Source organism: Streptococcus dentiloxodontae, from assembly GCF_053206925.1.
In genome coordinates, this window is the sequence record NZ_JBRUHR010000013.1 from 1 (window position 1) to 13684 (window position 13684).

Annotated in this window: 12 protein-coding genes and 2 pseudogenes; 1 reads left to right on the forward strand and 13 read right to left on the reverse strand. The window is 36.1% G+C overall.

Features of this window, described 5'->3' with window-relative positions:
* Positions 1-254: 254 nt before the first annotated feature.
* Positions 255-881, forward strand: a pseudogene (locus ACVRZ8_RS07080) (IS30 family transposase); the annotation flags it as partial.
* A 71-nt stretch (positions 882-952) separates the two neighbouring features.
* On the opposite strand, the gene ftsH reads toward ACVRZ8_RS07080, so the two are convergent.
* From ftsH to ACVRZ8_RS07145, 13 genes and pseudogenes are all read right to left on the reverse strand, one after another.
* Positions 953-2917 carry an ATP-dependent zinc metalloprotease FtsH gene (ftsH, locus tag ACVRZ8_RS07085; RefSeq protein ID WP_447448623.1) on the reverse strand — a complete coding sequence of 655 codons (1965 nt, stop codon included), beginning with the start codon at positions 2915-2917 and terminating at the stop codon, positions 953-955.
* Positions 2918-2934: 17 nt separating this feature from the next.
* Positions 2935-3477, reverse strand: a complete 543-nt coding sequence (gene hpt, locus ACVRZ8_RS07090) for a hypoxanthine phosphoribosyltransferase (RefSeq protein ID WP_447448624.1) — start codon at positions 3475-3477, stop codon at positions 2935-2937.
* Between the two features lie 93 nt (positions 3478-3570).
* Entirely contained in the window at positions 3571-4836 is a 1266-nt protein-coding gene (gene tilS / locus ACVRZ8_RS07095; protein ID WP_447448625.1) for a tRNA lysidine(34) synthetase TilS, read from the reverse strand.
* Positions 4837-6123, reverse strand: coding sequence for a serine hydrolase (locus tag ACVRZ8_RS07100; RefSeq protein WP_447448626.1), 1287 nt, complete (start codon positions 6121-6123; stop codon positions 4837-4839).
* On the reverse strand, positions 6120-6254 hold the full coding sequence (locus tag ACVRZ8_RS07105; RefSeq protein ID WP_447448627.1) for an SP_0009 family protein: 135 nt from the start codon (positions 6252-6254) through the stop codon (positions 6120-6122). Before ACVRZ8_RS07105 ends, ACVRZ8_RS07100 begins: the two co-directional genes overlap by 4 nt.
* Positions 6254-6628: an FtsB family cell division protein gene (locus tag ACVRZ8_RS07110; RefSeq protein ID WP_447448628.1), complete on the reverse strand. Its 375-nt coding sequence runs from the start codon at positions 6626-6628 to the stop codon at positions 6254-6256. The genes ACVRZ8_RS07105 and ACVRZ8_RS07110 overlap by 1 nt, the downstream gene beginning before the upstream one ends.
* Entirely contained in the window at positions 6609-6887 is a 279-nt protein-coding gene (locus tag ACVRZ8_RS07115) for an RNA-binding S4 domain-containing protein (protein WP_447448629.1), read from the reverse strand. The genes ACVRZ8_RS07110 and ACVRZ8_RS07115 overlap by 20 nt, the downstream gene beginning before the upstream one ends.
* Before the next feature lie 102 nt (positions 6888-6989).
* Positions 6990-7544: a helix-turn-helix domain-containing protein gene (locus ACVRZ8_RS07120; protein WP_447448630.1), complete on the reverse strand. Its 555-nt coding sequence runs from the start codon at positions 7542-7544 to the stop codon at positions 6990-6992.
* A gap of 142 nt (positions 7545-7686) precedes the next feature.
* Complete coding sequence (gene mfd, locus ACVRZ8_RS07125; protein WP_447448631.1) at positions 7687-11193, reverse strand: transcription-repair coupling factor; 3507 nt, start codon at positions 11191-11193, stop codon at positions 7687-7689.
* Positions 11186-11755 carry an aminoacyl-tRNA hydrolase gene (pth, locus tag ACVRZ8_RS07130; RefSeq protein WP_447448632.1) on the reverse strand — a complete coding sequence of 190 codons (570 nt, stop codon included), beginning with the start codon at positions 11753-11755 and terminating at the stop codon, positions 11186-11188. Before pth ends, mfd begins: the two co-directional genes overlap by 8 nt.
* A 65-nt stretch (positions 11756-11820) precedes the next feature.
* Positions 11821-12936, reverse strand: a complete 1116-nt coding sequence (gene ychF / locus ACVRZ8_RS07135; protein WP_447448633.1) for a redox-regulated ATPase YchF — start codon at positions 12934-12936, stop codon at positions 11821-11823.
* A gap of 185 nt (positions 12937-13121) precedes the next feature.
* Positions 13122-13265, reverse strand: a pseudogene (locus ACVRZ8_RS07140) (helix-turn-helix domain-containing protein); the annotation flags it as partial.
* A gap of 96 nt (positions 13266-13361) precedes the next feature.
* On the reverse strand, positions 13362-13553 hold the full coding sequence (locus tag ACVRZ8_RS07145; RefSeq protein WP_447448634.1) for a DUF951 domain-containing protein: 192 nt from the start codon (positions 13551-13553) through the stop codon (positions 13362-13364).
* Positions 13554-13684: the final 131 nt, after the last annotated feature.

Below are 13684 nucleotides of genomic sequence, written 5' to 3' on the forward strand. Positions count from 1 at the left end.
TATTATTCTCATAACAAACCCTGCACTTGGTTTCTTATTCAGTTCTCAAAGGGCTCTGCCTTCCTCTGAAGACAACTCCTATATTCTAGCAAACCTTATTCCCTTTGTCAACTACTTTTCTTCCCTTTTTTAAAATTATCGCAACTAACATAAGCAAATAAAAGTTCTAAAATGAAGTTAGCCACTTAAGGGTATTAAAAAACATCTCAGAGAGATATAATTGTAATCACCACAACAACAATTAGAAAGACTCTGAGATGATGGTCAAGTCTGGGAAGGTAAACATCCCAGTAGCCACTATCTATTACTGGATTCATCAAGGCCATCTAGGAGTTGGACAAGAGGCACTGCTCTATCCTAGAAAAGCGAAAACCAAGAAGAAACAAGCCAGTCCTGACTTTAAGCCTGCTGGAAAGTCTATTGAAGAACGGCCAGAGATGATCAATCAGCGACTGGAAATGGGACATTTTGAGATTGATACGGTAATTCAGACACGAGCTAAAAACGAGTGCCTGCTGACCCTAACCGATAGAAAGAGTTGCTAGCAAATGATTCGCCTCATTCCTGACAAGTCAGCTGAGTCGGTTAACCAGGCCTTGAGCATGATTCTGAAAGACTACCAAATTCATTCTATTACGGCGGATAATAGCACAGAATTTGCCCGCTTATCTGAGCCTGATCATATTTATTATACCCATCCTTATGCTTCTTGGGAACGTGGTACAAACGAGAACCATAATCGCTTGATTCGACGCTGGTTACCAAAGGGGACTCAAAATGCGACCAGCTCTTTGGTCGCATTCATTGAAAATTGGATGAACAACTATCCCAAGAAACTACTTGGTTACAAATCTCCCAGAGAGTTTTTACAAAGTGGCTAACTTCAACTTGAAATTTGTCACTAAATATGCCTTCCCATGGAAAAATAAAAAGAAGCTTTTCTAGCTTCTTCTTAATCTTTTGTTTCTTCCATGCGCTCTTTGACTTCATCATAAGATAAGGCGTGATCACTCTCTTCACTATCTGTATCTGATGGCATATTACCTGTTTCATAAATAGATTTGATTTGCGCTGCATCAAGTGTTTCATATTTGAGAAGAGCTTCCGCAATAAGTTTATGAGTAGGACGATTTTCATTAATAATCTGTGCTGCTTTATCATGTGCCTCAACAAGAAGCATGCGAATTTCTTCATCAATAAGCTGTGCAGTCTGTGCAGAATAGGTTTTTTCAGGAGATAGCTGTCCTGGATTCATGGCATGATTACCTTCATATTGGACAGGACCCAGTTTTTCACTCATACCATATTCTGTCACCATAGCTCGAGCTAGCTGTGTCGCCTGTTCAAAATCATTAGAAGCTCCTGAAGTTTGAACGTTGAAAACAATCTCTTCAGCTACACGTCCTCCCATGAGGCCTGCTAATTGTTCTTTTAGTTCATCTTTCGATAGAAGCATTTGATCTTCTTTCGGAAGAGAAATCATGTAACCGCCTGCGCGTCCACGCGGAACAATTGTAACCTTATGAACATCTCTTGCACTTGATAATTTAAGGCCTACGATAGTATGTCCAGCTTCATGGTAAGCGACAACTTTTCGTTCATGAGCAGAGACCTGCTTATCCTTTTTAGATGGACCGGCAATAACACGATCTTCTGCTTCATCAATATCACTAGCATCAATTTTAGTTTTACTGCGACGGGCAGCAACTAGAGCAGCCTCATTAAGAACATTTTCTAAATCAGCACCAACAAATCCTGGTGTCTGTTGAGCAACAACTTTAAGATTGACATCAGCTGCTAGCGGCTTGTTTTTAGCATGAACTTTAAGAATAGCTTCACGACCTTTAACATCCGGCTGTCCGACTAATACTTTACGGTCAAATCGTCCTGGACGCAAAAGGGCAGGATCCAATACATCACTGCGGTTGGTTGCTGCAATAACGATAATGTTTTCATTACCTTCAAAACCATCCATTTCAATCAGTAACTGATTAAGGGTTTGTTCACGTTCATCGTTTCCGCCGCCCATACCTGCGCCACGTCGGCGGCCAACAGCATCAATTTCATCAATAAAAATAATGGCGCGCTCTGCTTTTTTAGCATCTTCAAAGAGACTGCGAACTCGACTGGCACCAACACCGACGAACATTTCTACAAAATCTGAACCTGAAATACTAAAGAAAGGAACTCCCGCTTCACCAGCAACAGCTTTTGCAAGAAGAGTTTTACCAGTTCCCGGAGGCCCTTCTAGCAAAACCCCTTTGGGTATACGAGCACCCAATGCTTTATATTTTTTAGGATTTTTTAGAAAGTCAACAACTTCAACTAATTCTTGTTTTTCTTCTTCAGCGCCAGCAACATCGGTGAAACGGACTTTAATATCGTCTTTTGACTGTGATTTGGCACGATTTCTGCCAAAACTCATAGCATTGCGTCCACCGCCGCCTTGATTCATCATCATTATCAAAAAGACGAAAATTGCTATCATTGGAATATAGCTGATAGCGTAAGTTAACCAAGTACCAGTTGAACTTTCTGGGCGTACTTTTATTTCAATATTAGCATCCTTAGCAGCTGTTTGGATAGCTGCTGTAGTTGTAGAGTCTGCTAAAACGACAGAGGTAAAACTTGTAACGGTAGTCGAAGAACCGCTTAGAAAGGTTAAATTAGGATCTGCCTTAACCTTTTCAGGTTCTTTATATTTACCAGTAACCTCAAGAATGCTGCTACTTGGCTGATAGGTAATTGATTTTACCTTACCATCTTCTATTTGTTTAATAAGTTTTGTGTAAGAAAGTTCCTGAGTTTGGCTGCTGCTTCCGTTAAAAAAATATTGAAATGCAGTTACAGCTGCGATAATAACCAAAATGTAAATGAAAGCATTTCTTAAAAAACCATTATTTTTATTATTATTCATGCAATAGTAAACCTTTGTTAATTAGTATAAATTTCTTCTTTTAGGACACCAACATAAGGTAAGTTACGATAACGTTCGGCATAATCTAAACCGAAACCAACAATAAATTCATTAGGGACATCATAACAAACATAATCAGCATCAATATCAACAACACGTCCTTCTGGTTTGTCAAAAAGAGTTACAATCTTGACAGAGTTAGCTTTGCGATATTTAAACATATCACGGAGATAAAGTAAAGTGCGTCCTGTATCAATGATATCCTCTACAAAAATAATATCACGCCCTTCAACATTGGTATCAACATCTTTGAGGATTTTTACTTCTCCGCTGCTGACCGTACCATTTCCATAGCTGGAAACAACCATAAAATCAATCTCAACATGAGTATCGATATGCTTGATTAGTTCCGCCATAAATGGAACAGCACCTTTCAGAACACCGACTAATAATGGATTTTTTTTATCATAATCTTTTGTTAGCTGCTGTCCTAATTCTTTAGTTTTTGCAACAATTTCCTCTTGGGAATAGAGGACTTTTTTAATGTCTTTTTCCAGCATTAATTCCCTTTCTCAAAGTCAATATGTTTGTTATTATACCATTTTTTGAAAAATCGTCAGGTTTTAACTCTTATTTTTCAAAATAGGGATTAATTAGGGTAACTTAATAATGTTGACAACGCCTTTCAGTATAGCATTTTCAGGCTTTTTTTTCAAATAAAGTTTATCTCTAACGAGAATAAAAATAATAGCATCCCCTTGCTGACCAATAATTGCTTTTGAGCGTTCCTCTTGTGAGATTTTTTCATCAATAAATAAACGGCGTATTTTTTTATGATGCGTGCCAAAATCAATTTTATCTCCTGCTTGGCGATGACGAAGAATTAAGGGGTTATCCGCATCAATTACAATATTTTTTTCAGAACTAACTTCATGTGAAAAAGTAAAATGGTATCCAGAAAATTCGGCATTTTGTCCCAACAGTATCTGACATTTTTTCAACTCTGTATTTAAGTTCGGTTTTTTCTGACTGATCTTAAATTTTTTATCATCTTTATAAAGAAAATATCCTGATTTCAACGAAGTTTTATAATATTTTGAATTTTGCAGCATTATCAGTAAATCATCAAATTGCGACTGTCCTAAATTCAAGTCCGCAAATCCAGCTAAATAATTTTGCAAAAGATAAATCTGAACTGATCTTGTTTGCTTTTGAAAAACAGCTAAATTTGTTAATTCAATATCAGCAGTCAAATCTGAAAGAGCTTCTAATAATTGATGACTTTCTTTTCCTAGCCTAATTAAATACTGGCGCAGCTGAGGATTTTCATTTTCTAAAATTGGCAAGTAATCTAATCGGATACGATTGCGAAGATATTTTCGAGAACCATTGCTGCTGTCTTCAAAATGAAAGACTTGCGGAAGTTCAGATTTTTTTAAAGTTAAAAAAGGCCGAATAAGCTGTCCATTAGCAAAAGGAACAACTATTTTCATTCCTGCAAGATGACGAAGCCGGCTGCCTCTAAGAAGTTTCATAAAAACAGTCTCTGCCTGATCGTCAGCATGATGTGCGGTAACTAAGGCTGTATAGCCATTATTTTTCATGACCTCTTTAAAAAAATTATAACGAAAATCACGCGCTGATTTTTCTGAAAAAGATCCTGTAAAACTTGATGAATAAAATGGAACATTATGCTCTTGCGCCCAACTAGAAAGGTACTTTTCTTCCTCGTCTGACTCTGGACGCTGTTTGTGATTAACATGAGCAATAGCAATATTTACATTAAGATGTTCTTTATAAGTATAGAAAAAGTGCAACAAACTCATAGAGTCTGCTCCACCTGATACAGCTATTAGAATGTTGCTATGCTTTAAAAAATAGCCTTGATTAGTAATTCGTTTTAAAAGATTTTCTGTCATTTACTTTAATATCTCATAGATGTCATCAGCAATTGATGTAATCTTGTCATAACTTTCTTTGTCTGTGAAAATTGAAAGAATAAACGGAGAATCCGTATAAATAATGGCTACGTCATGCTTATAATCATAAGCATCTCCAATTTTATGAGCTACTTGAACATTGATATTTTTAGAAATACGGGCATCATCATAATCAGTATCTGATAAATAATCAATAATATCTCCATCCTGATGATAGATGGCCTCCATAAGAGTACCAGCTGTTTTTGCAGAAAGCTGCTTAGAATCCATATCCCATTCACTGTCAGCTGCCGTATCAACAGTCGTTTGGAAATTTTTATCGTATTGATCAGCGGCGTAGTAACCCAAAATATTTGTTGCCACATTATCAGAATGCTGAGAAACAGCCTTTAGTAAATTTTCAATGCTATACGATTTATTATCAGCATCCTTGCTAATTATACCTGTACCATCAGGATTATAGGCTCCTTTAAAATTATGAACATCAGCAGTATATTTGACTTCGTCTGACAAATTCAAATTACCATCTAAAATTTGCTGTTGAGTATAATAAAGAACTCCTAATTTAGCAATACTGGCAGCATACATTTCTTTGTCCTCATTGATGCCAGCCGTTTTGCCTGTATCTATTTGTTTAACATAAACAGATAGATTGGCAGAGTTATATTTTTCATCAAGAAGTGTCTGCACAGCTTTCATGCGATTGTCTGCTGTTTCCAAATAATCTTGATTAATCCATCCTTGCCCATCTACATAATAATAAGTTCCTTCATGAGTTGTTGCTACCTTAGTAGCTTTTACTTTTTTATAGGCTGTTAATTTTGATGATGATTTCTGTGTTCCTTTAACGTAAGGTGATTTATAAACTGTTAGATCTGGAGCTGTCCAGAAAGCTGCCTCGGTCTGCGATTGATCATAAATCTGATCATCATAAATAAAACTGCGATCAGCTGCTAAATAGCTGCCATTAGATAATTTAAAGACTTTTTCACCTTCACTGTTTAGACTAATTTTGCTAATTTTTAAACTTGTATCAGCTGCGATAACTTTAAACGCTTTTGTTAGATTAGCATCCTTATAAGTTAAAACTTCTTTTGATGTGACAGGATTTTTAGGAATTTCAGCAAATGTTTCTGATTTTGCAATTGTATTTGATGTTAATTTATTGGTCTGATCCGGTGTTAAAACTAAATCTTTCTCAGTTGAAACAATCGTCAGAGGGCTCAATGAGACGATAAAACAGATAAGTACAATGACTTTTTTCATTTTATCTCTTGTTCCTCCTCTGCTTTATTTAACTGTTCAGTTTTTAAGGCTTGATTTTTAGCTGCCAATTCTTCCAATTTGTCATCAGAATAGGCTAAAAAAGTTTCAATATTTTTTATTAAATTATTCATTAAGGTAATAAGTTGGGTGCGGGGTAAATTGTTTCCCCATCTAAGGAATAGTAATACTTGGCTCGAGCATATTTTTCAACATAATCGTCATTTTTCAATTTTTTAGCCAGATTCTGTTTACCATTTGTCTCAGCTTTCAAGTCGGCATAGCTTTTTTTGAGAGCAGTAACTTCTGCTTCTTGTTCTTTTACAGAAATATAGGTTCCTACCAAATTATAGGTCGGCAAAATAAAAAGCAAGACAACTCCAACTAGAATCCATCCCATGAAACGATTACGCTGCTGATGTTCTGCACGGGCAAGACGCTGTTCATGATTGGCATTGTCAATATAAGCATTATTAAGCTGAACAACATTAGGCTTCTTCTTGGACATTTTCTTCTATCCTTGTTTCATTGATAATTTCATACATTTTAGCTGCGTCTTCTTTTTTAGTGCTGTCTTTCATTTCTATCACACGAATAGTCAGCAGCTTATTTCCAAAACGTATTTCCACTTGGTCATTAATTTTCAAATCAGTTGATGACTTTGCTAAAACACCATTTACTTTAATTCGTCCCTTATCTGCAACTTCCTTTGCAACAGGACGGCGCTTAATGATACGGGACACTTTTAAATATTTATCAAGTCTCATATTTTACCTCGCAATCCCTTCTATTTTATCATTTTTTTTGAAAAATAGCAGAGCTCAAAATTTAATATCAAAATAAAAAAGAGCCTAAAGAGACTCTCTTACTTACCAAAAAAGCAAAGCTGAAACAACAGTGCCGATAAAGAAAATCCCCCAGATAGCAACTAGCAAACCAATGGTAAACCAGAGTTCTCTGGACAGGCTAGGCTTCACCTGCTTTTCAGGATTGATAAAGTTGAGAATATCAGCATAGTTTTTCAATTCCTGATTTTTCATGATATAGAAAATCTGAAATGCTGAATAAATTATAGGTAAAGATAAAAAAGATAATAGTGCCGCTGATTGTTCTATTTCTAACAGGTACCTAGTCGGTACAGCTACTGAAAAGAGAAACCAAGAAATCCCCCCAATAATGAGCCATTTCTTAAACTGTGACTTGTTGACGTGATGTTTCATATAATCAACATCCCCTTTGATTAAATTATCTAAGGTAACATCGAAAAAGGTTGCTATCAGCAAAATCGAATTGATGTCTGGATAAGTCTTGCCCCTTTCCCAATTGGAAATTGTTTGGCGTGAAACATAAAGTTTCTCGGCCAATTCTTCCTGAGACAGATTTTTTTCCTTTCTCAATTTAACTAAACGATTATGCAGCTCCATTTCGACCTCCTTGATAATTTTAGTTTATGCTTTTATCAACAGTTTACCACATAAAGGCTTTGACAAACTAGTATTTCCTCTGTCAAAACCTTTTGTCAGGCTTGGTATCTAAAGGAGTCTGGTTATATAAATGTCTCAAAAATTATTCTTTCTTTTGTTTACGCTCTTTAATCTCTGCAAAGCCTTGTCCAAATTTGACTAATTCTTCTAACAATTCATAGTCTTTTTTTGCACGACTATCAAAGATGATTTCTATTTTTCCTTGATGTTCACTGATTCGAGCTTTAAGATTTGTTTTTGACAAAGCTTCAAAATAATCCTGAGTTAAAAAGAGACTTTGCGTAATTTTTTCAAAACGAATAATTAATTGATTATTTTTTCTTTCAACAAATTCTACAAAAGCAATATCCATGTAAGCTTTGACTAAACCGATTTCCAAGAGGTAAGCAACTTGATCTGGATATTCTCCAAAGCGATCTATTAATTCATCCTGCAGTGCTTCATAATCAGTATAAGACTCTATTTCACGAATACGCTTATAAATCTCAATTTTTTGGCGCTCATCGCCAATATAATCACCAGGAAGATAAGCATCAATTTGTAAATTGATTTCTGCATTGCCTTTACGACGTGCATTTGATTTGCCCTGTTTTTTAGCAATCGCCTCTTCAAGAAGCTGTGAATACATTTCAAAGCCAACAGAATCAATAAATCCGCTTTGCGATGCCCCCAAAATATTACCAGCTCCTCTGATAGAAAGATCACGCATGGCAATTTTGAAACCTGAACCTAACTCAGTAAATCCTTTGATAGCTTCCAACCTTTTTTCTGATACCTCAGTTAGAACCTTATCAGGGCGGTACATAAGATAAGCATAAGCAATACGGTTACTGCGCCCTACGCGCCCACGAAGCTGATAGAGAGTTGCAAGCCCCATATGATCAGCATTCTCAATAAAAAGCGTATTGACATTTGAAATATCTACCCCAGTTTCGATGATAGTTGTTGTCACAAGAATATCATAGACACCATTAATAAAATCCAACAGCGTATTTTCTAAGAGAACTTCACTCATTTGACCATGAACAAAACCAATGGCTGCTTCAGGTATTAATTCACGAAGTTCTGCTACTTTCTGTTCAATAGTTTCTACCCTATTGTAAACATAAAAAATTTGGCCTCCGCGATCCATTTCTCGTAAAACAGCATCGCGAATAAGACTTGAATTAGTCTCAGTAACATAAGTCTGAACTGGATAACGATTAGTTGGTGGTGTTTCAATAATTGATAAATCACGGATTCCCATCATAGACATATGGAGTGTCCTAGGAATCGGTGTTGCTGTTAAAGTCAGTACATCAACTCTATTTTTAAGCTCTTTAAGTCTTTCCTTATGTTTAACACCAAAGCGCTGCTCTTCATCAATGACAATTAAGCCCAAATCTGAAAAGTGAATATCATTAGACAAAAGGCGATGGGTTCCGATAATAATATCAATGTGGCCTTTACTTAAACCCTCTATAATCTGAGTTTGTTCTTTTTTACCTTTAAATCGACTAAGTTCTTCTACCGTCACTGCCTGATTTTCAAAACGTTCTTTAAAAGTCAAAAAATGCTGATGGGCAAGTACAGTTGTCGGTACCAAAACAGCAACCTGTTTGCCATCATTAACTGCTTTAAAAGCTGCCCGCATAGCAACTTCAGTTTTACCAAATCCGACATCTCCAACCAAAAGGCGATCCATGGGATGATCGGATTCCATATCAGTTTTAACTTCCTTGATAGAGCGCAGCTGATCTGCTGTTTCAGCATAAGCAAAATCATTATCGAATTCACGCTGGCTATCATCATCTTGTGAAAATGCGAACCCCTTTAATTGGCTGCGTTTAGCATATAATTCAATCAGATCGTCTGCGATATCTTCGACCTGTCTAGTTACTTTTTGTTTAGCCCTTTGGAAGCGGCCATCGTTCAATTTATTGATTTTTGGTTCTTTGCCATCTGCTGACACATATTTAGACAGACTTTCAATCTGTTCTACTGGTAAGGAGATAGTGGCGGCATCTTTATATTGAATGGTAAGATAATCACGGTGAACACCTTTTATTTCAATGGTTTCTATTCCCATAAATCGCCCAATACCATGCGTCTGATGAACGACATAATCTCCATTTTCCAGCTCATTATAATCTTTGAGACGTTCAGCATTAGAAATATGACTGGCACGAATACGGCGCTTTACCTTCTTATGAAAAATTTCATGCTCAGTAATAAAAACAATCTTTTCATCTGCAAAATAAAATCCAGAAGACAGATTTCCTATGATTAATTGAACTTGTCCTGCCATCAGGCTATCTTCAGCTGTCAAGGCGATGTCAAGTTCATATTCCTGCAAAGTTTCTTTAAGAGAATGCAAAGATTTTTGCGAACTAGCTTGTAAGATGACTGTTGATTTCTGTTTACTGTAACGATTAATTTCATCAATCAGGAGCGGAAATTGATTGAAAAACTCCTGCATAGGATACTGAGTGAAATTGTAAAGCTTATCAAATTTAAGGTTTCCCAGACCTTTTTGAAAATTTGAAAAGAAAGTTGCTGGCTGATAATGACGTAACTTTTGATAAGAATCTGCAAAATAAGATAAATTGCTCAGCGATTTTTCCTGTTGCAAATCATCACTCAAAAGGCTAGCCGCTTCCAATTCAAAACGTCCATGACGGTCCATAATTTTTTGAAAATCATCCACAAAAAGAGGTGTTCCTTTTGGCAGATAATCAAAAATAGAATGAGACTGATCGTAAAAAATAGACAAAAATTTACGGATATCTTTGTGACGATAGCCTTCGCGCGTGACTGACAAAATCTCCTCTAAATAAGACTGATGGGCACCATTTATCTTAGCCACTGCTTTTTCTAAGCTATCTATCGCACGCGTAAAATTTTCTTCAGTCAAGATAATATCATCGGCCGGTGAAAGAACTATTTTTTCCAGTATTTCCAAAGATTTTTGACTTTCTGTGTCAAAGGTTCTAATACCATCAATTTCATCACCAAAAAATTCCAGACGGTAGGGTTTATCCTCTGTTAATTCATAAATATCTAAAATATCACCGCGACGGCTAAATTCACCAGGTGACAGCACCTGATTAACACCTTGATAACCCATATTAACTAGAGATTTTATAATTCCGTCAAAGTCGTACTCAGATCCTACTTCAATTTCCAAAAGTGACTGTCTGTAGACAGATGGACTGGGCAGTTGAATTTTCGTCCCAACAAGACTGGTCACTAAAAAACCCGATGCTGTTTCATCAAGCAAAAAATTTAAAGCTTCCAAACGCGACTGCGCCTTATCCAGACTAGCAAAAATAAATTCTGCCGCCGCTACATCATCTGCAAAAAACTGATAAACTTTATCCTCTCCTACAAGAGAAGATAGATCACTTGCTAGAATATCTGCTTCATTTTGTGTTGAGGTCACAATAACAATTTTATTGTTTTCTTCAGATAAAGCTAAAGCCATGACAGCAGCTTTACTAGCAGATGAAAATCCCATAACCAGCTGACGCCCCAAAAGAGTAACTTTATCTTTCCACTCATTCAATTGGCTATTGTGACTAAAAAGTGAAAGAAGTGTTGATTTAACCATTATAACGCCTCATAGTATCTTCAAAATCACGAGTTTCAAGGTAATGATAGAGTGCTTTATTAACCTTATACAAGGCATTTTCAATCGTTATACCATCATCAGGATCAAATTTACCCAAGACATGATTGATTACCGTCATACCATGTTTTGGACGGCCAATGCCAATTTTGATACGGTCAAATTCTTGCGTTCCAAGATGGTTAATAATGGATTTTATACCATTATGACCTCCAGCTGAACCTTTTTGTCGAAAGCGAATTTTTCCAACTGCCATATCCAAATCATCATAAATCACGATAATATCACAAGTAGAAATATTATAATAAGTCATCAAAGCTCTTACTGCAATCCCAGAATTATTCATAAAAGTCGTTGGCTTAACCAAATAAATTTTTTCATTATTGAGAAATGTTGAAGTAATTTCAGCCTTAAAATTTTTATCTTCAGAAAAACTTAACCCCATATCTTCAGCTAATTTATCAATAGCCATAAAACCAACATTATGCTTTGTTTTACTATATTTTGATCCAGGATTTCCCAGACCAACAATCATTTTTACCATTTTTTACCTTTCAAAAGACTAAAAGGGTTGGAAAAATTTTCCAACCTTTTGCTATTTATATCCTCTTAAACATTAAATCGGAATTCCATAATGTCTCCATCTTGGACAACATATTCTTTTCCTTCTTCACGCAAACGACCTGCTTCTTTGACAGCTTTTTCAGAGCCATATTTGATAAGATCATCATAAGACATGGTTACTGCACGAATAAAGCCTTTTTCAAAATCCGAATGAATAATTCCTGCTGCCTGTGGTGCTTTGATGCCACGTTTAAAGGTCCAAGCACGCACCTCTTTTTCACCAGCTGTAAAGTAAGTTCCAAGACCCAACAAATGATAAGCTGCACGTGTCAATTTATCCACACCTGATTCAGTTAAACCAATGGCTTCAAGAAATTCTCCTTTATCTTCATCGTCAAGCTCAGAAATTTCTTCTTCTGCACGCGCTGAAATCACAACAACTTCAGCATTTTCAGTTGCTGCAAAATCACGAATCTGCTGAACATAATCAATACTATCTGGATCAGCCACTTTCTCCTCATCAACATTGGCCACGTAAAGGACTGGCTTAGTCGTTAAAAGAAAAAGCTGCTTGACAATTTTTTGCTCATCATTAGTAAATTCAATGGTACGAGCTGATTTACCATCTTCAAGAACAGGTTTGATTTTTTGAAGAACGTTAAACTCAGCAACCGAATCCTTATCTTTTTGTGTACGAGCGATTTTTTCCACACGCGCATAGCGTTTGTTAACTGAATCTAGATCCGCCAAAATTAATTCTAAATTAATGGTTTCAATATCGGCTATTGGATCAACAAAAGCATCTTCACGTCCTTGCTCCCGCATGACATTTTCATCATCAAAAGCACGCACAACATGGACGATAGCATCTACTTCACGGATATTGGCCAAAAACTTATTTCCAAGACCTTCACCCTTAGAAGCCCCTTTTACAATACCAGCAATATCTGTAAACTCAAACGTTGTTGGCACAGTTTTTTTAGGTATAATCATCTCTGTCAACTTCTGTAAACGTTCATCTGGAACTTCTACCATTCCAACATTGGGATCAATAGTTGCAAAAGGATAGTTAGCAGCTTCTGCACCTGCCTTTGTAATTGCATTAAAAAGAGTTGATTTCCCAACATTGGGCAAACCAACAATACCTGCTGTTAAAGCCATAAATTTTAGTCTCCATAAAATTATTCAATCGTAGTTATTATAGCAAAAAATATCAAAAAAAGCTTGTCACTTATTTGCCTCAAAATAGAAAGGCAACTAACCAAGGATAAAGAATAACAAAATATACCAATACTTTGAAAACAGATCAATTAAAATTGCAAGTCCATCTCGTTTTTCATATTTTCCAATTTATCTAGGTCTGATGTGGCTGTTCCCTGCTCCCACTTTGAGATAGCCTGGCGGGAAATATAAAGTTCTTGAGCTAGGACTTCTTGTGAAAGGTTTCTCTCTGTTCTGAGTTTCTTTAATTGTTTTGCAAAGTTTGTCATATCAATCATCCACCTTTCTTTTTTAAGCTTATTATAACCTTTCAAGAAATGACTGACTAGCACTTTTTAGAGCAACTGCTGGTTGCAGACCTGATTTTACAAGATTTTCTTGAGTTTTCGTTCAAAATCATAACGGCTCATCATGACCACATGGTCGCAGTTGGTACATCTAATTTTAATGTCTGCACCGACACGCACGACTTCCCAGCAGTTGGCTTTTTTGCCAGTTGATTTAATCATGCAGGCATGCGGTTTTTTCATTTCAACTAAAGATCCTAATTCGTACATTATTTTTCCTTCTAAAAATGGTTTATAGTTTATAAAATTGATTATATCATAAAAATAAGTCACTGCTGGTGACTTAAAAACAAAAGAAAGAACCCAGCAATTGCTGAGCTCTTTCAGGAGATTATGAAAAA